This is a genomic window from Arthrobacter sp. 18067 (genome assembly GCF_902706295.1).
In the GTDB taxonomy this organism is placed as follows: Bacteria; Actinomycetota; Actinomycetes; order Actinomycetales; family Micrococcaceae; genus Arthrobacter.
The window spans coordinates 82318-102896 of sequence record NZ_CACSJJ010000022.1 but is presented as its reverse complement, the minus strand read 5'-3'; the positions used below and the strand labels follow the sequence as shown (position 1 = coordinate 102896).

Annotated in this window: 19 protein-coding genes; 11 read left to right on the top strand and 8 right to left on the bottom strand. The window is 63.6% G+C overall.

The window, feature by feature from the left end; translation table 11 throughout:
* Positions 1-391 precede the first annotated feature (391 nt).
* On the bottom strand, positions 392-1405 hold the full coding sequence (locus tag GVL04_RS24735) for a hypothetical protein (RefSeq protein ID WP_235036371.1): 1014 nt from the start codon (positions 1403-1405) through the stop codon (positions 392-394).
* Between the two features lie 36 nt (positions 1406-1441).
* On the opposite strand from GVL04_RS24735, the gene GVL04_RS24730 reads away from it, so the two are divergent.
* The 9 genes from GVL04_RS24730 to xerD all read left to right on the top strand — a co-directional run bounded on the left by GVL04_RS24730 (position 1442) and on the right by xerD (position 10699).
* Positions 1442-2269 (top strand): hypothetical protein, encoded by an 828-nt coding sequence (locus tag GVL04_RS24730; RefSeq protein WP_235036370.1) that lies wholly within the window; start codon positions 1442-1444, stop codon positions 2267-2269.
* Positions 2262-3248 carry an HAD-IIA family hydrolase gene (locus GVL04_RS20000; protein ID WP_159707774.1) on the top strand — a complete coding sequence of 329 codons (987 nt, stop codon included), beginning with the start codon at positions 2262-2264 and terminating at the stop codon, positions 3246-3248. Before GVL04_RS24730 ends, GVL04_RS20000 begins: the two co-directional genes overlap by 8 nt.
* 9 nt (positions 3249-3257) lie before the next feature.
* Positions 3258-3551, top strand: coding sequence for a hypothetical protein (locus tag GVL04_RS19995; RefSeq protein WP_159707772.1), 294 nt, complete (start codon positions 3258-3260; stop codon positions 3549-3551).
* Between the two features lie 3 nt (positions 3552-3554).
* Positions 3555-4367, top strand: coding sequence for a TlyA family RNA methyltransferase (locus GVL04_RS19990; protein WP_159707770.1), 813 nt, complete (start codon positions 3555-3557; stop codon positions 4365-4367).
* A 13-nt stretch (positions 4368-4380) separates the two neighbouring features.
* A complete protein-coding gene (locus GVL04_RS19985) occupies positions 4381-5412 on the top strand; it encodes an NAD kinase (RefSeq protein WP_159707768.1) in 1032 nt (343 codons plus the stop codon).
* A gap of 3 nt (positions 5413-5415) precedes the next feature.
* Complete coding sequence (recN, locus tag GVL04_RS19980) at positions 5416-7155, top strand: DNA repair protein RecN (protein WP_159707766.1); 1740 nt, start codon at positions 5416-5418, stop codon at positions 7153-7155.
* Between the two features lie 146 nt (positions 7156-7301).
* Positions 7302-9047, top strand: coding sequence for a CTP synthase (locus GVL04_RS19975; protein ID WP_159707764.1), 1746 nt, complete (start codon positions 7302-7304; stop codon positions 9045-9047).
* Between the two features lie 27 nt (positions 9048-9074).
* On the top strand, positions 9075-9737 hold the full coding sequence (locus GVL04_RS19970; protein ID WP_159707762.1) for an NUDIX hydrolase: 663 nt from the start codon (positions 9075-9077) through the stop codon (positions 9735-9737).
* A gap of 2 nt (positions 9738-9739) precedes the next feature.
* Positions 9740-10699: a site-specific tyrosine recombinase XerD gene (xerD, locus tag GVL04_RS19965; RefSeq protein WP_159707790.1), complete on the top strand. Its 960-nt coding sequence runs from the start codon at positions 9740-9742 to the stop codon at positions 10697-10699.
* Positions 10700-10720: 21 nt separating this feature from the next.
* Here the strand turns inward: xerD and GVL04_RS19960 are convergent, their stop codons facing one another.
* Entirely contained in the window at positions 10721-11491 is a 771-nt protein-coding gene (locus tag GVL04_RS19960) for a hypothetical protein (protein ID WP_159707760.1), read from the bottom strand.
* A gap of 56 nt (positions 11492-11547) precedes the next feature.
* On the opposite strand from GVL04_RS19960, the gene GVL04_RS19955 reads away from it, so the two are divergent.
* The gene (locus GVL04_RS19955) at positions 11548-12045 is read left to right on the top strand and encodes an 8-oxo-dGTP diphosphatase (protein WP_159707758.1); all 498 of its coding nucleotides are present in this window, start codon (positions 11548-11550) and stop codon (positions 12043-12045) included.
* Positions 12046-12152: 107 nt separating this feature from the next.
* On the opposite strand, the gene GVL04_RS19950 is transcribed toward GVL04_RS19955, so the two are convergent.
* From GVL04_RS19950 to GVL04_RS19925, 6 genes are all read right to left on the bottom strand, one after another.
* The gene (locus GVL04_RS19950) at positions 12153-13292 is read right to left on the bottom strand and encodes a bifunctional 2-methylcitrate synthase/citrate synthase (protein ID WP_159707756.1); all 1140 of its coding nucleotides are present in this window, start codon (positions 13290-13292) and stop codon (positions 12153-12155) included.
* Between the two features lie 77 nt (positions 13293-13369).
* A complete protein-coding gene (prpB, locus tag GVL04_RS19945; protein WP_159707754.1) occupies positions 13370-14275 on the bottom strand; it encodes a methylisocitrate lyase in 906 nt (301 codons plus the stop codon).
* The gene (locus tag GVL04_RS19940; protein ID WP_159707752.1) at positions 14276-15796 is read right to left on the bottom strand and encodes an MmgE/PrpD family protein; all 1521 of its coding nucleotides are present in this window, start codon (positions 15794-15796) and stop codon (positions 14276-14278) included. It lies immediately after the preceding gene.
* 23 nt (positions 15797-15819) lie between these two features.
* Entirely contained in the window at positions 15820-16461 is a 642-nt protein-coding gene (locus tag GVL04_RS19935; protein WP_159707750.1) for a GntR family transcriptional regulator, read from the bottom strand.
* A 75-nt stretch (positions 16462-16536) separates the two neighbouring features.
* On the bottom strand, positions 16537-17250 hold the full coding sequence (locus GVL04_RS19930; protein WP_159707747.1) for a response regulator: 714 nt from the start codon (positions 17248-17250) through the stop codon (positions 16537-16539).
* Positions 17247-18893: a sensor histidine kinase gene (locus GVL04_RS19925; protein WP_159707788.1), complete on the bottom strand. Its 1647-nt coding sequence runs from the start codon at positions 18891-18893 to the stop codon at positions 17247-17249. The genes GVL04_RS19930 and GVL04_RS19925 overlap by 4 nt, the downstream gene beginning before the upstream one ends.
* 137 nt (positions 18894-19030) lie before the next feature.
* Here GVL04_RS19925 and GVL04_RS19920 point away from each other — a divergent pair, with 137 nt between their 5' ends.
* Positions 19031-20377 (top strand): cation:dicarboxylate symporter family transporter, encoded by a 1347-nt coding sequence (locus GVL04_RS19920; RefSeq protein ID WP_159707745.1) that lies wholly within the window; start codon positions 19031-19033, stop codon positions 20375-20377.
* Positions 20378-20579: the final 202 nt, after the last annotated feature.

Here is a 20579-nt window from a genome sequence, read left to right as displayed (position 1 = left end):
CACTTTAACCACCCACACACCCCAACACCGCCGAAGCCTCCCCCCGGAGGCTTCATCCATTTAAGACCCTCCACCCACCCGGAAGACTGACACGGCCGGGAGCTCAAGCAGGCTGTGAGACTTGCCACGGGGCACCGGTAATAGCCTCCAAACGTTCGGTGGTCGTGGCAGCGTCGAATAGAATTGCATGAGACATACGAGTCGGTAGCTGAGCGCTGCCGGCGGCGTGACAACGAAATAAGGGTTATGAGCGACTACGCACGCGCCAGTGGTCGGCTCGCAACAGGAGGAATCCACCATGGCTGAGCACAACGGCGGCAATCGCGGCGGCAATCGCGGAAACTTCGGCGGGAACCGGGACGACCGCGGTTCGTACCGCCCAAACAACAACTCAGGCGGCGATCCCCGTGGGTTCCGTTCCAGGGAGAACCGCGACGGCAATGATCGTCCGGCTCGTGATGGTGAGCGTCGTCCGTTCAACAACGACCGTGGTGACCGTAAGCCCTTCGGTGACCGCAATGACCGTCCCGCCCGTGATGGCGAACGTCGCTCCTTCGGCGGCGACCGTGACCGTAGCGATCGTCCGGCTCGTGATGGTGAGCGTCGTCCGTTCAACAACGACCGTGGCGACCGTAAGCCGTTCGGTGACCGTCCTGCCCGTGACGGCGAACGTCGCTCCTTCGGTGGCGACCGTGACCGTAAGCCCTTCGGTGACCGCAATGACCGTCCGGCTCGTGATGGTGAGCGTCGTCCGTTCAACAACGACCGTGGCGACCGTAAGCCGTTTGGCGATCGTCCCGAACGTGGTCCGCGGAACTTCGACGGTCCCCGTCGTGACGGCGATGACCGCCGCCCGTTCAACAACGATCGCGGCGATCGCAAGCCGTTCGGTGACCGTCCGGCCCGTGACGGCGAACGTCGCTCCTTCGGTGGCGACCGTGACCGTAAGCCCTTCGGTGACCGCAATGACCGTCCCGCCCGTGACGGCGAACGTCGCTCCTTCGGCGGCGACCGTGACCGTAAGCCCTTCGGTGACCGCAATGACCGTCCGGCTCGTGATGGTGAGCGTCGTCCGTTCAACAACGACCGCGGCGACCGTAAGCCGTTCGGCGACCGTCCCGAACGTGGTCCGCGGAACTTTGATGGGCCCCGTCGTGACGGCGATGATCGTCGCCCGTTCAACGGCGATCGTAAGCCGTTCAGTGACCGTCCGGCCCGTGACGGCGAACGTCGCTCCTTCGGTGGCGACCGTGACCGTAACGACCGCGGCAACTCCTGGGAAGACCGTCCGGCACGCGTCCCGAACGCCAAGGATATCCGCAGCTCCAACCGTCCCGACCGCGAACGTTCTCCAGAGATTGACGAGGACGTTACGGGCAAGGAACTCGACCGCGCCACAGGTCACCAGATCAAAACCCTCGAGGAGCAGAGTGCAGGCTGGGTGGCCAAGCACCTGGTTATGGCCGGCCGCCTCATCGACATTGAGCCCGAGCTGGCCTTCCAGCACGCTTTGGCGGCAAGCCGTCGCGGCGGGCGCCTCTCGGTAGTTCGTGAAGCAGTGGGCCTGACGGCCTACGCCGCCGGCCACTACGGCGAGGCGCTGCGTGAGTTCCGTACGTACCGCCGCATCAGTGGCTCCAATGTGCACTTGCCTGTGATGGCTGACTGCGAGCGTGGCCTCGGACGTCCGGACCGTGCACTGGATATGGTTCGTTCTCCTGAAGCCCAGGACCTTGATGCTCCCGGCAAGGTGGAGCTCGCCATGGTGGCTTCCGGTGCCCGTGCAGATCTCAAGCAGTTTGATGCTGCCGTCACAGAGCTGGAGATCCCCCAGCTGGACATCAACCGGGCGTTCTCCTACAGCCCGCGCTTGTTCCGTGCCTACGCTGAAGCTCTCAGTGCTGTGGGTCGTACCGAGGAAGCGGACAAGTGGGCCCGCCAGGCCCTCGTGGCAGAGAATGCCTTGGGTGTCGGCGACTTCGCTGAGCCGGAGATCCTTGACCTTGGCTGGGACGAGCAGGAAGAAGCTGCTGCGCGCAAGCCGCGCTTCGAAAAGCCGGCCCCGGAGGCCGACGTCGTAAAGCCTGAAACGGAAACGGTCATCGCGGAAGCCGCGGCGGCCGACGTTGAGCACGATGACGTTGAACTGGACGACGCCGAGTCGGACTACTTCGAGTCGGATGACGCGGAGTCGGACATCGACTCAGCTGAGGAAGAAGCCAAGGAAGAAGACACCGAGGACGAGGGCAACGACTCCCAGCATGGCTGATTCACTGATCTCCTCCTTTGATGCTGTCCTGTCAGATCTGGATGGAGTGGTCTATGCAGGACCGCATGCCATCCCGGGGGCCGTGGAGTCGTTGCAGCGTCTCGAAACCGTGGGCGTTGGCCTGGGGTACGTGACCAACAATGCCTCCCGGACGCCGGCCCAGGTCGCGGCGCACCTGCGTGAGCTGGGTGCACCGGCGGAGGACCATCAGGTGGTCAGCTCCTCGCAGGCAGCGGGGGAGCTTCTGGCTTCCATGCTGCCTGCGGGGGCGCATGTCCTCATCACGGGCAGCGCGGCATTGGCCCATGAGATCGAATTGGTTGGCCTTAAGCCGGTGCACAGTGCGGCCGAGTCCCCTGTGGCCGTAGTCCAGGGATTCAATCCGGAGATTGGTTGGAAGGATCTCGCAGAGGCATCGTATGTGGTGGCCGGGGGAGCCATGTGGTTTGCCACCAACACGGACATGTCCATTCCGCAGGCTCGCGGTATGGCGCCGGGGAATGGCACGTTGGTGGCTGCGGTAGCAGCAGCCACGGGAAAGACCCCGTTGGTGGCCGGAAAGCCGGAGGCACCGCTGTTCCACGCCGCCGCAAAGCGGCTCAACGCCACCCGGCCTCTGGTGGTCGGAGACCGTCTGGACACCGACATCCTGGGCGGCAATCGCGCAGGATTTGCGACGGCGGCTGTCCTCACCGGCGTGGACACCACCCGTACCATCCTGGCGGCGCGGACCGACGAGCGTCCCGACTACCTACTGGCGGACCTCGAGGGCCTTTATGCCCCGTACCCCGAGGTTGTCAGCGACGGCGGAACGTTCCGTTGCGGTGCAGCCTCAGCAGTTGCCGGGGATGGCACCGTCACAGTCACGGGTGGCGAGGACGACCTTGACGCTTGGCGCGCAGCCTGCGCAGCCTGGTGGGCCGCAGTTCCCACCACGGCTGTAGCACGGGCGCCGCAGCTGGACTGGCGGACTCACTAGACTGGTGCGATGACCGAGCCCAACAACCTTCCGGATCCGGAACCGGAAAACCACGAAGGCCACATGCTTGACGGTCCCGAACCGGCACGCCCCGAGATTCAATGGCCGGACGCCGCGATTCCCACGGGGGACCCACTGGTGGACAAGGCTCTGGGGATCTTGGGCCTGGTGCCAGCGACTCCCGTGGCAGACCACGGTGAATTGTACTCAGGACTCCATGACTCCCTGCTGGAGGCCCTGGACGCCGAACCCGGACTTCCGGCGTCCCCCAAAAGCAACTCCCGCCCGGAAGGCGACAGCTAACGCATGGCACGTCTCGATCAGGAGCTCGTTACCCGAGGGCTGGCGAGGTCCCGTACCCATGCCGCAAAGCTCATCAGTGACGGAAAGGTAAGTTCCGCGGGAACTGTCCTCCCGAAGGCCGCCATCCAAGTGAATGCGGATACCGAGTTGGATGTCGAATCACATCTGGAAGATATCTATGTCAGCCGTGCCGGGCACAAACTGGCCGGTGCGCTGAAGGCGTTTCCCGCCGTCGTGGTTGCCGGAAAGCGGTGTCTCGACGCCGGTGCCTCCACAGGAGGTTTTACCGATGTCCTGCTCCGGCAGGGAGCGGCAAGCGTTGTGGCGGTGGACGTCGGGCACGGCCAGTTGGTGCCGCACCTCCGCGATGACGCCCGTGTGGACGTCCACGAGGGCCTTAACGTCAGGTACATGACTCCGGAGCAGGTTGGCGGGCCGGCGCAGCTGACGGTGGCCGATTTGTCCTTCATTTCTTTGACCCTGGTCCTGGCTCCGCTCGCAGGCTGCACTGAACCCGGCGGCGACCTTGTCCTGATGGTCAAGCCGCAGTTCGAAGTGGGAAAGGAGCGGCTGAGCCGAACCGGCGTGGTCTCATCCGAGAATGAACGACGCCGGGCCGTCGCCCAGGTTGCCCGGGCTGCGGTGGACGCGGGGCTGGATCTGATGGACCTCGCGGCCAGTCCGCTGCCGGGCCAGGACGGAAATGTTGAGTACTTCCTGTGGATGAAGCGCAGGATGTCCGCGGTGTTGCCTAAGATCGAAGAGCGTGACGGGGACGTTGCTGCGTTGATTACGAAACTCTGGCCGAACCACTAGAAAGCAGAACCCGATGAGCAGGCGTGTACTTGTCCTTGCCCACACAGGGCGGGAGGAATCGCTCCGTGCAGCGTGGGATGCCTGTACGCAACTGCATTCGTCAGGCTTGGTGCCCGTGCTGCAAAAGTCCGAACTCGCCGATGTTGAACGGTTTTTCGGTGCGTTGGACACGCCTATTGAGATTCTCAACGACCACGTCAACCTGGAGGACGTGGAGTTGGTAATGGTCCTGGGCGGCGACGGAACCATCCTGAGGGCCGCAGAGTTGGTCCGAGAGGTGGACGTCCCGCTGCTGGGTGTGAACCTGGGACACGTTGGCTTCCTGGCCGAGAGTGAACGCGCAGACCTCGCGCAGACTGTCGAGTGGATTGCCAGCCGTCAGTACACGGTGGAAGAGCGCATGACTATTGACGTCCAGGTCTGGGTCAAGGGCCAGAAGATTTGGCACACGTGGGCGTTGAACGAGGCAGCCATCGAGAAGGCCAACCGCGAACGCATGTTGGAAGTAGTCACGGAGGTGGATGAACGTCCGTTGACGTCGTTCGGATGCGATGGCGTTGTCCTGGCAACCCCCACAGGTTCCACTGCTTATGCCTTTTCTTCCGGCGGGCCAGTCGTCTGGCCGGAGGTGGAAGCCTTGGTCATCGTTCCCATCAGTGCCCATGCGCTGTTCGCCAAGCCCTTGGTGGTGTCGCCGCGGTCCAAGCTGGCCGTCGAAATCATGAACAGGACAGACGCCCTGGGCGTTCTATGGTGCGATGGGCGGCGTTCCGTGGATCTCCCGCCGGGTGCCCGCGTTGAAGTCACGCGCTCCGCTACCCCGGTACGGCTCGCGCGCACCCATAAGACGCCGTTCTCGGCCCGGCTTGTCCGCAAGTTCGAGCTGCCCATCCACGGCTGGCGTGGCCCGGCTCCCCGGAGCGGCGAAGTCCACACCGGTCCCATCCCCGTCATCCGTACCCTTTCACCGGCTCCGTTGCCCAGTCCGCGGGATGTAGATGGTCCCCGGGACGGTGACCTTCCCGACTCCACGAATGCGAAGTGAACCATGCTTGAAGAACTCCGAATCCGTGACCTTGGCGTCATTACCGACGCCGCCCTGCCGCTGGGCCCCGGCCTGAGTGTCGTTACCGGCGAAACCGGCGCGGGCAAGACCATGGTGGTGACCGCCGTCGGGCTTCTTCTTGGTGCCCGATCGGATGCCGGCGCCGTCCGTAGTGGCGCCAAGTCCGCGTCCGCCGAAGCTGTGCTGAAGCTGGATCCCGCGCACAGCGCCGTGGAGCGTGCCAAGGAGGCCGGCGGCGAAGCGGAAGAGTTCGACGGCGTGGCTGAGCTCCTGCTGGCCCGCACCGTGGGTGCCGATGGTCGCAGCCGGGCCTACGTTGGCGGGCGCGCGGCACCTGTGGGGGTGTTGGCCGAACTGGGGGAGAGCCTGGTGGTGGTTCATGGCCAGTCCGACCAGATCCGTCTCAAGAGCGCAACTGCGCAACGGCATGCTCTGGACAGGTTTGCCGGAGCGCCCCTGGCCAAAACGCTGGGGGAGTATCAGGATCTGTACAACCACTGGAAAGCGATCCAGACAGAACTTGAAACGCTCCGCAGCGAGGCCCGCGAACGACTCCGCGAGGCTGAGTCGCTGGACGCGGCCCTCAAGGAAATCGACGAGGTGGATCCCCAGCCGGGCGAAGACGAGACTCTCAAAGCCGAGGCCGTGAAGCTTGCGAACGTCGAAGAGCTCCGGCTGGCCGCAGCAGCAGCCCATGAGTCCCTCATTGCGGAGGAATTCGGGGACGCCGGTGACGCAACCTCCATGGTGGACGCGGCGAAACGGACGCTGGAGCACGTAGCGGAGCACGACGAAGAACTTCGTTCGGCTGCCACCCGGCTCGCTGAAGTTGGGTTTCTCCTCAACGACATCGCGGCTGAGCTCTCAAGCTACCAAGCCGCATTGGACACCGAAGGCCCTGAGCGGCTCTCCGAAATCGAGGAACGCCGGGCTGCCCTGGCCAAGCTGATCCGCAAATATGCCCCGAGCATCGACGAAGTACTCGAATGGTCGGCTGCTGCGAGGACGCGCCTGGATGAGTTGCAGGATGACTCCAGCCGGATCGAGTCCCTGGATGCTGAAGTTGCCTCTGCGGAGGCAACTCTCCGCAAGCAGGCATCGGCCATCAGCAAGGCCCGCCTCAAGGCGGCCAAGGACCTCTCAGCCCGGGTGAGCGCGGAGCTGAAGGCCTTGGCAATGGCAGATGCCACGTTGGTCATCGAGGTCGATGGCAGCGGAACGCTGGGCCCGTGGGGCACCGACGAGATCGCTTTCCTCCTCCAGCCGCACTCTGGTGCCCCGGCACGTCCGTTGGGCAAGGGAGCCTCTGGCGGTGAACTGTCCAGGGTCATGTTGGCCATCGAGGTAGTGCTCGCCGCCGTGGATCCTGTTCCGACGTTCGTCTTCGATGAGGTGGACGCAGGCGTGGGTGGGCGTGCCGCCGTCGAAATCGGACGCCGGCTCGCCATGCTGGCCCGCCACGTCCAGGTCCTGGTGGTAACGCACCTGCCCCAGGTAGCTGCATTCGCCGATCAACACATCCGCGTGACAAAAACCTCGGTGCGGGGCGCCGACGGGAAGACAACCACCGGGTTCACCTCCAGTGACGTCCAGCTGTTGAGCGATGACGAGCGCGTCAAGGAACTGGCACGCATGCTGGCCGGGCAAGAGGACTCCGAGTCTGCGCAGGCGCACGCCCAGGAATTGTTGGACGACGCAAAGCTCCTGCCGCAGCGCGCCTGATTCCAAGGCCACGGCAGGGTACCGCGGGGAGTGCGAGCACTATCACATCGGGACACTTAATCCCGCCCGGCTCTTGCTTGGAATGCGGTGGTGAGCAACTATTGACCATTTGGGGAATCCGAACAGACGCTTGGAAGGCGTAATTGATGATAAGCTCGAATTCCGTGGTGCAGCGATCAAATTCCCGTGTAAATTCCCGGTTCCCGGGCTCGTCCAAGACGACCAAACACATCTTCGTCACCGGTGGTGTGGCGTCCTCGCTCGGTAAGGGTCTGACGGCTTCCAGCCTCGGCCACCTGCTGCGGGCACGCGGTTTGTCTGTAACTATGCAGAAGCTCGATCCCTATCTGAACGTGGATCCGGGCACGATGAACCCCTTCCAGCACGGCGAAGTATTCGTGACGGATGACGGCGCCGAAACCGACCTCGACATCGGACACTACGAGCGCTTCCTCGATGAAAACCTTGAAGGTTCGGCCAACGTCACAACGGGCCAGATCTACTCCACCGTTATCGCCAAGGAACGTCGCGGCGAATACCTCGGAGACACCGTCCAGGTCATTCCGCACATCACCGATGAAATCAAGCGCCGCATGCGCCTGCCTGCCGAGGGCAAGAACGCTCCGGACGTCATCATCACCGAAATCGGCGGCACGGTGGGCGACATCGAGTCGCAGCCGTTCCTGGAGTCGGCCCGCCAGGTCCGCCAGGACGTTGGCCGCAACAACGTCTTCTTCCTGCACGTCTCACTGGTCCCGTACATCGGTCCTTCCCAGGAACTGAAGACCAAGCCGACGCAGCACTCCGTGGCAGCCCTTCGCTCCATTGGCATCCAGCCTGAGGCGATCGTGATCCGCTCGGACCGCGAAGTGCCTGACGCCATGCGCGAGAAGATCGGCCGCATGTGCGACGTCGACATCGACGCCGTGGTTAACGCCGCCGACGCACCCAGCATTTACGACATCCCCAAGACCCTTCACTCGCAGGGCCTGGATTCCTACATCGTCCGTGCACTGGACTTGCCGTTCAAGGACGTTGACTGGAGCAAGTGGGACAAGCTGCTTGAAGCCGTCCACAACCCCAAGCATGAGGTTGAGGTGGCACTGGTGGGCAAGTACATCGACCTTCCGGACGCCTACCTCTCGGTCACCGAGGCACTCCGCGCCGGCGGTTTCGCCAACGAAGCCAAGGTCAAGATCCGTTGGGTCCCCTCGGACGAGTGCGAAACCCTCGCAGGTGCAACCAAGGCCCTCGCCGGTGTAGACGCCATTTGTGTACCGGGTGGATTTGGCATCCGTGGCCTCGAGGGCAAGCTCGGCGCGTTGAAGTTCGCCCGTGAGTCCAAGCTTCCGGTCCTGGGCCTGTGCCTTGGCCTGCAGTGCATGGTGATCGAGTACGCCCGCAACGTCGTTGGCCTCGAAGGTGCTTCCTCCAGCGAGTTCGAGCCCGATTCCAAGTACCCAGTCATCGCCACGATGGAAGAGCAGCTGGACATCGTGGAAGGCAAGGGAGACCTTGGCGGCACCATGCGCCTTGGCCTCTACGAAGCCAAGCTGGACGAGGGCTCTGTCATTGCAGAGACCTACGGCACCACTACCGTCAGCGAACGCCACCGCCACCGCTACGAGGTCAACAACAAGTACCGCGACCAGATTGCGGCCGAAGGCCTGGTGTTCTCCGGTACGTCCCCTGACGGCAAACTGGTGGAATACGTTGAGCTTCCCCGCGACGTCCACCCGTACTACGTGGCGACGCAGGCGCACCCGGAGCTCAGTTCCCGCCCGACGCGGCCCCACCCGCTGTTCGCAGGCTTGGTCAAGGCTGCCCTTGAGCGTCGTGAAGGCGTCTCTGTTGCCACCAAGACCGGTGCCCGCACGGTAGCCGCCAAGTAACTGCAATACTCAACGAAGGACGGCGCGATGCCCGGTATTTCTGAAACCCCCCGCACATCCAGGCAGGTTTCGGACATGCCGAGCCCGCGCCGTCTTTTGTCTACCAGCAAGGTTTACGAGGGCCGCATTTGGGACGTGGTCAGCGACTCGTTCCAGCTCAGCGACGACACTGACACCTTGGTCCGTGATTACATCGACCACCCGGGCGCCGTCGCGGTGCTTCCCATGAATGTGGACGGCGAGATCCTGCTGTTGAAGCAGTACCGGCATCCCGTGGGCATGGACCTTTGGGAGATTCCAGCCGGCCTCCTTGATGTCGAAGGCGAAGACTTCGTGGTGGGCGCGGCACGGGAGCTGGCAGAGGAAGCGGACCTGACCGCGGCCACATGGAACGTCCTGGCGGACTTCTTCAACTCGCCGGGCTCGTCCAGTGAGGCCATCCGCATCTATTTGGCACGCGGACTCAGCGATGTACCGGAGGCGGACCGCCACACGCGCACCGACGAAGAGGCGGAGATCGAGTTGCATTGGGTGCCCCTCGATGACGCCGTACGTGCTGTGCTCGAAGGCCGCCTCCACAATCCCTCGGCAGTAGTGGGTATCTTGGCTGCCGCTGCCGCGAAGGCCGATGGATTCACCAGTCTTCGTCCCGCCAATGCGCCGTGGCCGGCCCACCCGAGCCAGCGCTGAGCATGGCCGAGGCCGCCACTCGAACCCCCACTGGCATTGATCGCGCCGTCACCGACTACCTTCAGCACGTAGGCGTGGAGCGCGGCCTGGCCGCGAACACCCTGGCTGCCTACCGCCGCGATTTGGCCCGGTACTCGAACTTCCTGGTGACACAGGGGGTGGAACGGCCCGGCAATATTACCCGGCATCACGTGACGGCTTTCGTTCAGGCATTGTCAGACGGCAGCGATGGCGCCGCTGTGCTGGGTGTTCGCTCTGCGGCGCGAACAGTTGTGGCCGTCCGCGGACTTCACAAGTTCTGGGCACTCGAGGGAACCACGACGGCGGACCCCGCCAGCGATGTCCACCCGCCTATGCCGGGCAAACGCCTTCCAAAAGCCATCAGCGTTGGCGAGGTCACGCGTATCCTGGAGGCCGCGGGCGCTGATACGCCTACCGGGCTCAGGGACCGCGCACTCCTTGAATTCCTCTACTCCACCGGAGCCCGCATCAGCGAGGCCGTCGGTTTGGACGTGGACGACGTTTCCCTCGAAGACACCGGGGGCGACCCTGCCATCGTGAGGTTGTTCGGCAAAGGCTCCAAGGAGCGGCTGGTGCCCCTTGGCTCTTACGGAGCCCGCGCCGTCGGGTCCTATGTTGTCCGCGGCAGGCCCCTGCTGGCGTCCAAGGGCAAAGGCACCCCGGCGCTGTTCCTCAACGCCCGGGGTGGCCGGATCAGCAGGCAGAGCGCCTGGACGATTCTCAAGGCGGCGGCCGAGAAAGCCAACATCACCAAGGACGTCTCACCGCACACGCTGCGACACTCTTTCGCGACACATCTGCTTGAGGGCGGCGCGGATGTCAGGGTAGTGCAGGAGTTGCTCGGCCATGCCTCCGTGACCACCACGCAGGTTTACACGTTGGTCACCGCGGATACGCTGCGCGAGGTTTATGCAGCGGCTCACCCCAGGGCGCTGGGCTAAGGGCATACCTCAGGCGCCCGGTTACCCGAGCACGTCCAGCGTCACTTCCAGGGCGTCGACGAACAGTGCCAACAACGAGGTCACAAGGCCTGCCACCAGCAAGAGTCCCGGATGGGCGAGCCCCACCACCACGCGCTTGAGCCTGGGGCGTCCTTTGAGGAACTTCTTGGGAACCCTTGTCTTCACGGGTACTTGCCGCCAGCCCCGCAACCGCCGCAGGAACCACGCACAGCGCACGATGAACGCCATCCAGAGGATCGACAGCACCAAGGGAACCGCGGCCAGCATGATATTGAAGCCGAGGGCCGTGACTTCCTTTTCGGAGTCGCCTATCAAGGACTGGACCGTGGTGGAGATGGAGGCGCTCATCACCACGGAGGCAGCCCACACCATGAAGGCCGCAACGAGCGCCAGGAACCGCACGAAGAAATGACCAAGTACCGTTGCGTCCACAGCCCTGAGGTGGCTCCGGGGCGTGGCATGCAGGACCACCAGCGTTGAGGCCAACGTCGGCAGCGCAGCCACCAGGACCAGCAGGTACCAGGTCCATCCGGCAAGGTCCACCACTTCGTCCAACACGATGAGCCCGGACCAGACGACCGTCCAGGCCCAGCCTGCGTAGAGCGGGTGTGCCACCAGCCAGCGGGGCAGCCACGTGTCCCGCTCCGGCGTCGCTTTGCGAACAGTTTCAGAAGCAGCTTCTTCGCCGGCACCACCCACGGTGGACTGCGGTTCAGCGGCGTCGTCGACGGCGGCCACTGCGGCGCGCGCGTCACCCCCACCTTCAGTCATGGGCTCACTGTAGCAATGGCGGACGCGGCAGGGGAGATCAGGTTAAGGTAGGCAGCATGACTGCAGCCCATGTGACCTTGTGCTTCCTTCTCCGTGACGGCGCGGACGGCCAACATGTCCTGCTTGGTACCAAGAAGACTGGTTTTGGCCAGGGCAAAATTGTGGGTGTAGGCGGACACGTGGAGTTGGGGGAGACAGCCTCGCAGGCGGCGTGCCGGGAGGTCATGGAGGAGATCAACGTAGTGGTCCGTGCGCCGGATCTGATTCCGGCGGGCACCGTCGATTTTGTGTTCCCGGCCAGGCCGGATTGGAACATGGCCACCACGGTGTTCCTCACTCGCTCATGGGAGGGAGATCCGTCCGAAAGCGACGAGATCGCCCCTGAGTGGTTCCCCGTGGCCCGGCTTCCGGTGGAACGCATGTGGGCCGATGCCGAGCACTGGCTGCCGGCCATGATCTCGGGTCAGCGGATCGCGGTGCGGGTTGCCTTGGCCGAGGACAACGAGAATGTGGCGGACGTGCACACCGCTGAGTGGGTGGACCAGATTCCTTAAGAACCCGGTGCCATAAGAACCGGGTGCCGTAAAAACAGCGACGGCGGGCCGGTCACCATGTCGGTGACCGGCCCGCCGTCGTAGGCCTCCCTGAATAACCAGAAGCTTTACGGTACGTGCCGCTCTTCCGGGCCGTTGTATTCGCTCAAAGGACGAATCAGCGAGTTGGAAGCTACCTGCTCCATGATGTGTGCGGTCCAACCGGTAATGCGGCTGGCGACGAACAGGGGCGTGAACGTCTGGGTGTCGAAGCCCATGAGGTGGTACGTAGGGCCGGCCGGGTAGTCGAGGTTGGGCTTGATGGCCTTTGCCTCGTCCATGGCCTGCTCCAGGCCGTTGTAGAGCCCCAGGAGCTCAGGCCGGCCGTAGTGGGCGATCATCTTGTCCAGGGCGGCCTTCATGGTGGGCACGCGGGAATCGCCGTGCTTATAGACGCGGTGTCCGAAGCCCATGACCTTCTTCTTCTGTGCAAGGGCATCCTCCATCCAGGCACGGGCGCGTGCGGCCGCTTCCTCGAGGGATTCTTCGCTGCGGATCCCGATCTCATCGAACGTGTGCATCACGGCCTCGTTGGCACCGCCATGCAGCGGGCCCTTGAGGGCGCCGATTGCTGCGGTGACCGCTGAATGCAGGTCGGACAACGTGGACGTGACCACCCGGGCCGTAAAGGTGGAGGCATTGAAGGAGTGCTCCGCGTACAGGATCATCGAGACGTTGAACGCCTCAACCACTTCGGGAACCTGCTCTTCGCCGAATGTCATCCACAGGAAGTTAGCCGAGTAGTCCAGGTCCTCACGCGGTTCGACGGAGTCCTGGCCGCGGCGGCGGCGCTGGTCGTAGGCCACCACGGCAGGCATGGCAGCCCAGAGGTCGATGGCCTTCTTCATGTTTGCCTCCGGGGAGGAATCCTCGGCCAGTTCGTGCCGGGCACCGATCACCGACGCTGCAGTGCGGCACACGTCCATAGGGTGCGCCGCAGTGGGCAAGGTATCCACCACCGACTTGACTACCGGGTCCAGGGCGCGGCCTGCACGCTCGCGGGCAGTGAATTCTGCCAGCTGGGCTTCGTCAGGCAGTTCGCCGTTCCATAGCAGGTAGGCAACCTCTTCGAAGCTGCATTTGGCAGCCAATTCCTGGACCGGGTAGCCGCGGTACAGCAGCGAGTTGGTATCCGGGTTGACCTTCGATACGGCGGTGTAATCCACCACGACGCCGGCAAGGCCTTTTTTGATGTCTTCAGCAGCCATGCTGAACTCCTTCGTTCATAATGCAAGCGGCCCGGAAGCCCCGGACTGCCTGCTTTCCCCTGTATGAATCCCGGGTCCTAGCGAGTGCCAGGAACCTGGAAGTTGAAAACGCCGGTATCGAATTGGTTGTATGCCTCGTAGTCGACGAGTTCGTAGAGGCGCGCACGCGTGAGCATGTTTTCCACTTGCGCTTCTTGGGTCCCCGTAGCCTTAATCGATTCCAGAGTACGCTCTGCAGCGCCCATGGCAATGCGCAGGAGGGTGACGGGATAGATGACCATGTTCACGCCGACTCCCTGAAGTTGGTCCACGGTGAAGAGGTCGCTTTTGCCGAACTCGGTCATGTTGGCCAGGATGGGCACGTCCACGGCGTCGCGGATGGCCTGGAATTCGTTCAGGGTGGCCATTGCTTCGGGGAAGATGGCGTCGGCGCCTGCATCCACCAGGGCTTTGGCGCGATCCTGCGCAGCTTCTATCCCTTCCACTGCGCGGATGTCAGTACGGGCCATGATGAGGAAGTTCGGGTCCCGGCGTGCGTCTGCCGCGGCACGGATGCGCTTGGTGGCGGTGTCGATGTCCACGACGTTCTTGCCGTCCAGGTGCCCGCAGCGTTTCGGGTTGAACTGGTCCTCGATGTGGCAGCCGGCCAGGCCGGCGTTCTCGAGTTCCTGGATGGTGCGGGCCACGTTCATGGGTTCGCCGAAGCCGGTGTCGGCGTCTACCAGTGAGGGCAGGTCGGTCATGCGGGCGATCTGCCCGGCCCGGGTGGCCACCTCGGTGAGAGTTGTGAGGCCGATGTCAGGCAGGCCGAGGTCATTGGCCAGGACCGCGCCGGAGATGTAGACCCCGGCGAAGCCCTTCTCCTCGATCAGCCGGGCCGAGAGCGGGTTGAACGCTCCCGGGAACTGCTGCACAGTCCCTGAAGACAGCAATTCCCTAAGCTTCAGCCGTTTCTGTTCGGGTGTGACTTTGGAGTACAACATTTAGAACAGTCCCTTGGGTGCGTTGCTGAGGTCGATCACGCCGGGTGCTGCAGTGATGTTCAGCTGGTCCAGTTCGCCTGCACCCAGTTCAGTGACGCGCTCGACGGCGGCGAGGAACCTTTCGATTTCGGCGTCCTCTACGAGTCCTGCAGCGAGGGTGCGGAACTTGTTGACGTACTGCTCGCGGGCGAAGGGCCTGGCACCGAGCGGGTGGGCGTCGGCTACGGCGATCTCGTCGGTGACAACCGACCCATCCGTGAGGGTGATGACAACCGTGCCGCCGAAGGCCTTCTCTGCGATGTCCAGGGAGTGGTAGCGGCGGGTCCATTCCGGGTCTTCCACGGTGGTGACCTTGTGCCAGAGTTCCACGGTGTCCGGACGGGCAGCGCGTTCGGGGGCGTAGGAGTCCACGTGGTGCCAAGCGCCGTCCTGCAGGGCGACGGTGAAGATATACGGGATGGAGTGGTCCAGGGTTTCGCGGGACGCGGTGGGGGAGTACTTCTGGGGGTCGTTCGAGCCGGAACCGATCACGTAGTGGGTATGGTGGCTGGTCTTGATCAGCACGGAGGCCACGTTGGCAGGATCGGTGGTTTCGGGGTGCTCGCGATTGAGTTTGCGGGCGAGGTCGATCCACGCCTGGGCCTGGTACTCGGCGGAGTGTTCCTTGGTGTAGGTGTCCAGGATGGCGCGCTTGGCTTCGCCGGGCAGGGGGAGGGGTACCTCGTAGGAGGCGTCCGGCCCGTCGAGCATCCAGGCGATCACACCGTCTTCGCCTTCGTAGATCGGCACCGGGGAGGTCTGGCCGCGCATGGAACGGTCCACGGCTTCGACGGCCATTTTGCCTGCGAAGGCCGGGGCGTGGGCTTTCCAGGTGGAGATTTCGCCCTTGCGGGACTGTCGGGTGGCGGTGGTGGTATGCAGGGCCTGGCCCACGGACTGGAAGATCGTCTCAACGTCCAATCCCAACAACGTGCCGATGCCTGCTGCGGCGGAGGGGCCGAGGTGGGCGACGTGGTCGATCTTGTGCTTGTGCAGGCAGATCGCCTTGACCAGGTTCACTTGGATTTCGTAGCCGGTGGCGATGGCACGGACCAGGTCGGCGCCGTTGGAGCCCACGTGCTGGGCGACGGCGAGGATCGGCGGGATGTTGTCGCCCGGGTGGGAGTAGTCCGCGGCCAGGAACGTGTCGTGGTAATCCAGCTCGCGCACGGCCACGCCGTTGGCCCATGCTGCCCATTCGGGGGAGACCTGCTCGGTGATGCCGAACACTGCAGCACCCTTGCCGTTGGCGCTCGGGGCGTGCGTGAGTGCCTGCGCGCGGGCCGCTACGATCGGCGCGCGGTTCAGCGAGGCGATGGCCACCGAAGCGTTATCGATAATGCGGTTGATCACCATGTCGGTGACCTCGGCGGATACTTCGACGGGGTCCGCTGCGACCACTGCGATCTTGTGTGCCAACTGCTCCTCGCGGGGGAGGTTCTCTTCGCTCTTGTAGACGCGGACGTGGTTGATCTTGACCATGGTGCTCCTTCTAGTGAGTCGTTCTAGCGGGCCGGATGAGCGGCCTTGACGTGGGTGAGACTGCGGTGGAGGTGAAGTGTGGTGGCCGCTTCTGCCAGCCGTGGGTTGCTGGCGGCGATGGCCTCGGCGATGGCGGCGTGCTCGGCGGCGGCCGCGTGGAGTCTGGCTGCGTCGTCGGCTGCCAGTCGGCGGACTCTGACCAGGTGTACCCGCAGGCCGCGCATGGCATTGGCCAAGTACGCATTGGAGATCGCGGCATCGATGGCGTCATCCAGGCGGCCCACCAAGGCGTAATAATCGTGGCGTGCTGGATCGCTGTCCATGAGCAGCTCAGGCGCTCGCAGCAGTTGGGCGTGCAGTTCGGCGAACACCCCGGGCTCGCCACGCTGGGCGGCCAGGGCCGCGGCCCTCACCTCCAGGGTTTCGCGCAGTTCGAACAGTTCGTCGATGCTGTCCAGCGAGATATCGGTAACGACGACGCCGCGGCCCCCTGCCGCCGTCGTCAACCCTTCTGCGGTGAGCCGGCTCAGCGCCTCCCGGACCGGGGTGCGGGACACTCCGAGGCGTTCTGATTGCTCCACTTCTGCAAGGACCGTGCCTGGCCGAAGGCGCCATTCGATGATGTCTTCACGGAGGGCAGCATAGGCCCGGTCACTGGCGCGCATGTCCTCAGTGTATACATAAGACCCGAAAATTGTCTCTTATTGGGTGAAAAACGTTAGCTGTGTATACAGGGAATGCTAGGCGTGATTCCAGCGATACTCGTTCTCGGGGCGGCCAGGGGTGCCGTACCGCGGCGCCCTGGTGACGGTGCCGGCGTCTGCCAAGTACTCCAGGTAGCGGCGGGCGGTGACGCGGGACATGCCAAGCGCGTCCATAACTTCACTCGCGGATACCGGCCGGAGTCCGGCGCGCACCAAGTCCTTCACTGATTCAAGGGTTGACGCGGACAGCCCCTTGGGCAGCGGCAGCTCTGTTGGTGCACGAAGACTGGCAAACGCCTGGTCGACGTCGCTTTGTGATGCTCCGGCTTTGGAGATCCCGGACAGTGAACCAGCCAACTGTTCGCGAAAGGTCCTGTAGCTGCCGAGTTTGTCGGCGAACGTCGCGTAGGTGAAAGGCTTAATGAGGTACTGCACGACGCCGATGGAGACGGCGCTGCGGACTATGTTCAACTCGCGTACCGCCGTAATGGCGATGATGTCCGCGAAGACACCCGCCGAGCGCATGCGCCGGGCGACATCCAGGCCGTGCAAGTCCGGCAAATTCATGTCCAGGAGGACCAGGTCCACGGGCGAACCCGATGCGGCGAATTCGCCAAGGATGCGAAGGGCTGACTGGCCATCGGGCGCCGTCCCCACCAAGGTGAAACCGTCCAGGCGGCCAATGTAGACGGAGTGGGCGTCCGAGGCTATCGGCTCGTCCTCCACCACAAGGACGCGGATGTCTGTCATGCCTTCTCTTCCTCGGGAACCGGAGCGGGCAGCACAACATGGAACTGTGCTCCGCCGGGATTGCTGATGGTCATCGTACCTTTGAGCCGATCCACTGCTTGACGCACAAGGGCGAGGCCGACGCCGCGGCCGTGGGAACCCCGCGGATTGTCAGTTGAGGACTTGGTGCTGAATCCGTACTGCAGGATGTCATCGATGGAGTCCGGGTTGATCCCGCCGCCCGAGTCCCGCACCGTGAATTCGACGACGGCGGGCCAGGCTTCCACTTCCAGCTCCACCTTCCGGGGCAAACCGCCGGCGGCGGCAGCATCAATCGCGTTGTCCAGCAGGTTTCCCAGGATGGTCACCAGGTCCTGGACCTCCAGGCCCCGGACACCGGAATTCCCGGACGTCCTGACAACCAAGTCCACACCCCGTTCATGGGCTTCGGCCGCCTTGCCCATCACCAAGGCGCTCATGACGGGCTCGTCCACAGAGGCCACCATGTCATCGGTCAGCTGCTGGCTGAGTTCAAGATCCTTGGTGGCAAAGTCCAGGGCCTGCGGAGTGCGGCCCAGTTCCAGCAGGGAGACGATCATGTGCAGCCGGTTGGCGTGTTCGTGGGTTTGGGCCCGCAGGGCATCGGAGAGAGTTTTCATGGTTTGGAGCTCTGTTCCCAATGACTCGATTTCCGTGCGGTCCCGGATAGTTGCCACTGTGCCGTAGACGGCAGGCTTCTGTCTGCTGCGCTCAGGCACCGGCCCAACCGCAGGGGCCTGGTTGACCACTAAGATCCGTGAACCCGTGAGATGGATTTCGTCGTGTGCTGGCCGGCCGGATTCGAACAGCGCTCGCAGGCTGCCGTCAAAGGGGAGCTCGGACAGTTTCGGGGCAGCGTCAGGTGACCGGTCGGCGTCGGAGGGTTGGAGTCCCAACAGCTCCGCTGCTTGGTCGTTGTACATCACGGCCTTGCCGTGCGTGTCGATCAGGATCACGCCTTCGCGGACCGAATGGAGGACGGACTCGTAGTAGGCGAAAAGTTGCGCCAGCTGCTCGGGGCCCCATCCGCGCGTAACGGAGCGGAGGTAGCGTCCCAGAAGCCAGGAAGCGAAAGACCCAAAGGTCAACACCACCAGCGCAATCCCGCCAATCACCCCCAAGCGTTCGGCAACATCGGTGTCCACTGTGCGGACCGTGACTCCGGCAGCTACCAAGGCCTTGATGTTTCCGTCGCCGTCCTTGACGGGCGCAATGGTGCGGACCGAGGGGCCCAAGGTTCCGGCGGTGACTTCGGTGAAGGTTTCGCCGCGGAGCGCGGGTTCAATGGTGCCGATGTAAGGCTTGCCCAGCTCCTCTGTCCGGGGATGGGTCCAACGTGTCCGGTCCGGAGCCATGATTGTGATGAAGTCGGCATCGGCGTCGTCCATGACGTCCCGGGCGTACGGCTGCAGGACCGCTGAGGGATCTGCCGTTCCGGCTGCCTCCAGGACAAGGGGGTTGTTCGCAATCGAGGTTGCGAGGGCAAGCATCCGTCCACCGGCGTTGTCATAGGCCCTGTCCCTGGCTTCCACGACGGAGAACGCCCCGAAGACCGCCGTCAGCACAAGGACGAACAGCAGGTTTGCCACGAACAAGCGGCGGGCGATGCTCCAGCTGTGAAACACGTGGACCTCCATGACCAATATGACCGCAACGGTGATGTGTGTCACCAACGGCTCAATGATGGATATCACACAAGGGCAGCGGATTGGACATCAGTGCAGGACCGCAGCGCCTTACACAGTATCCAAAGGAGAATCCCATGACCTCTCAACGAGGAGAGTCGGCAGTAGCTGCCAAAGTTGGACGCAAGGGGCTCGACAAGTCGCATTACTTGTACATCGCGGTCATCCTGGCCGTAGTGCTGGGCGCAGTGGTCGGCCTGGTGTTCCCCGAGGTCGGCAAGTCACTCAAGCCGCTCGGCGATGGCTTCATCAAGCTCATCAAGATGATGATCGCTCCGGTTATTTTCTGCACCATCGTCCTGGGCATCGGCTCCATCGCCAAGGCGGCCACCGTTGGCAAGGTCGGCGGCCTCGCCCTCGGCTACTTCGTGGCCATGTCAACCTTCGCCCTGGCTATCGGCCTCGTGGTCGGCAACCTGATCCACCCGGGTGAGGGGCTCAAGCTGACACCGTACGATCCCACCAAGAAGGCCGACACCAACAGCACCGTTGACTTCCTCCTGGGAATCATCCCCGGTGACATCCCGGTGCTGCCTACCCTGCTTGCTGCCATCCTGGTCGGTTTCGCCCTGCAGAAGATGGGCAAGCAAGGCGCCCCCATCCTCGGTGCCATCGGACACGGACAACGGCTTGTCTTCCGCATCCTCATCATGATCATGTGGCTGGCTCCGGTTGGCGCTTTTGGTGCCATCGCCGCCGTCGTCGGTGCCACGGGTGCCCAGGCGATCCTCAGCATGTTCACCCTGATGCTGGCCTTCTACATCACATGCGCCCTGTTCATTGTGGTCATCCTGGGCACCCTGCTTCGTGCAGTTGCCGGCGTGAACATCTTCAGGCTCATGAAGTACCTGGCCCGCGAGTACCTCTTGATCTTCTCCACCTCCTCCTCGGAGGCTGCGCTGCCCCGCCTCATCGCCAAAATGGAACACCTGGGTGTCTCCAAGCCGGTGGTCGGCGTCACGGTTCCCACGGGCTACTCCTTCAACCTTGACGGCACCGCGATCTACCTGACCATGGCTTCCTTGTTCGTCGCCAACGCCATGGGTACCCCGCTGGACCTCGGCGCACAGATCTCCTTGCTGGTCTTTATGATCATCGCCTCCAAGGGCGCTGCAGGAGTCACGGGTGCCGGGCTTGCGACGCTGGCGGCCGGCCTCCAGGCACACAAGCCTGAACTCCTGGGCGGCGTGGGCATGATCGTGGGAATCGACCGCTTCATGTCCGAGGCCCGCGCGCTGACCAACTTCACGGGCAATGCCGTGGCAACCGTCCTGATCGGTACTTGGGTCAAGGAAATCGACAACGGCCAGGTCGAACGCGTCCTCTCCGGCAGTGAGCCCTTCGACGAGCAGACCATGATCGCCCACGGCGGCGAAGAAGAGGCTGCGCCTGATGCCGAGACCCGCGAGAAGGCAACCGTCTAGCAAGGACAAGCTCCTGCAGGAAAGATGAGTCGAAGGCCGGCATCCCGCGGGGTGCCGGCTTTCGGCCATTTCACGTGCCGGCACCGGACCAATTAGCCAACCTTCGACCTCAACTAGAGGGTCAAGGCTCAAGTGTGGGACAAAGTCAAGTTCCCCAAATAACCGTGTCGGGCGCTGTAGCCTAGGTGGGTAGTAGCGCTGT

Bases quoted from the DNA above. Each gene is read 5' to 3' on its own strand.
- GVL04_RS19985 (WP_159707768.1), top strand. From the start codon at position 4,381: ATGAGCAGGCGTGTACTTGTCCTTGCCCACACAGGGCGGGAGGAATCG.
- xerD (WP_159707790.1), top strand. From the start codon at position 9,740: ATGGCCGAGGCCGCCACTCGAACCCCCACTGGCATTGATCGCGCCGTC.
- GVL04_RS19935 (WP_159707750.1), bottom strand. From the start codon at position 16,461: ATGCGCGCCAGTGACCGGGCCTATGCTGCCCTCCGTGAAGACATCATC.
- GVL04_RS19995 (WP_159707772.1), top strand. From the start codon at position 3,258: ATGACCGAGCCCAACAACCTTCCGGATCCGGAACCGGAAAACCACGAA.
- GVL04_RS19960 (WP_159707760.1), bottom strand. From the start codon at position 11,491: ATGACTGAAGGTGGGGGTGACGCGCGCGCCGCAGTGGCCGCCGTCGAC.
- GVL04_RS19990 (WP_159707770.1), top strand. From the start codon at position 3,555: ATGGCACGTCTCGATCAGGAGCTCGTTACCCGAGGGCTGGCGAGGTCC.
- prpB (WP_159707754.1), bottom strand. From the start codon at position 14,275: ATGTTGTACTCCAAAGTCACACCCGAACAGAAACGGCTGAAGCTTAGG.
- recN (WP_159707766.1), top strand. From the start codon at position 5,416: ATGCTTGAAGAACTCCGAATCCGTGACCTTGGCGTCATTACCGACGCC.
- GVL04_RS19950 (WP_159707756.1), bottom strand. From the start codon at position 13,292: ATGGCTGCTGAAGACATCAAAAAAGGCCTTGCCGGCGTCGTGGTGGAT.
- GVL04_RS20000 (WP_159707774.1), top strand. From the start codon at position 2,262: ATGGCTGATTCACTGATCTCCTCCTTTGATGCTGTCCTGTCAGATCTG.
- GVL04_RS19970 (WP_159707762.1), top strand. From the start codon at position 9,075: ATGCCCGGTATTTCTGAAACCCCCCGCACATCCAGGCAGGTTTCGGAC.
- GVL04_RS19975 (WP_159707764.1), top strand. From the start codon at position 7,302: ATGATAAGCTCGAATTCCGTGGTGCAGCGATCAAATTCCCGTGTAAAT.
- GVL04_RS19955 (WP_159707758.1), top strand. From the start codon at position 11,548: ATGACTGCAGCCCATGTGACCTTGTGCTTCCTTCTCCGTGACGGCGCG.
- GVL04_RS19930 (WP_159707747.1), bottom strand. From the start codon at position 17,250: ATGACAGACATCCGCGTCCTTGTGGTGGAGGACGAGCCGATAGCCTCG.
- GVL04_RS19940 (WP_159707752.1), bottom strand. From the start codon at position 15,796: ATGGTCAAGATCAACCACGTCCGCGTCTACAAGAGCGAAGAGAACCTC.
- GVL04_RS19920 (WP_159707745.1), top strand. From the start codon at position 19,031: ATGACCTCTCAACGAGGAGAGTCGGCAGTAGCTGCCAAAGTTGGACGC.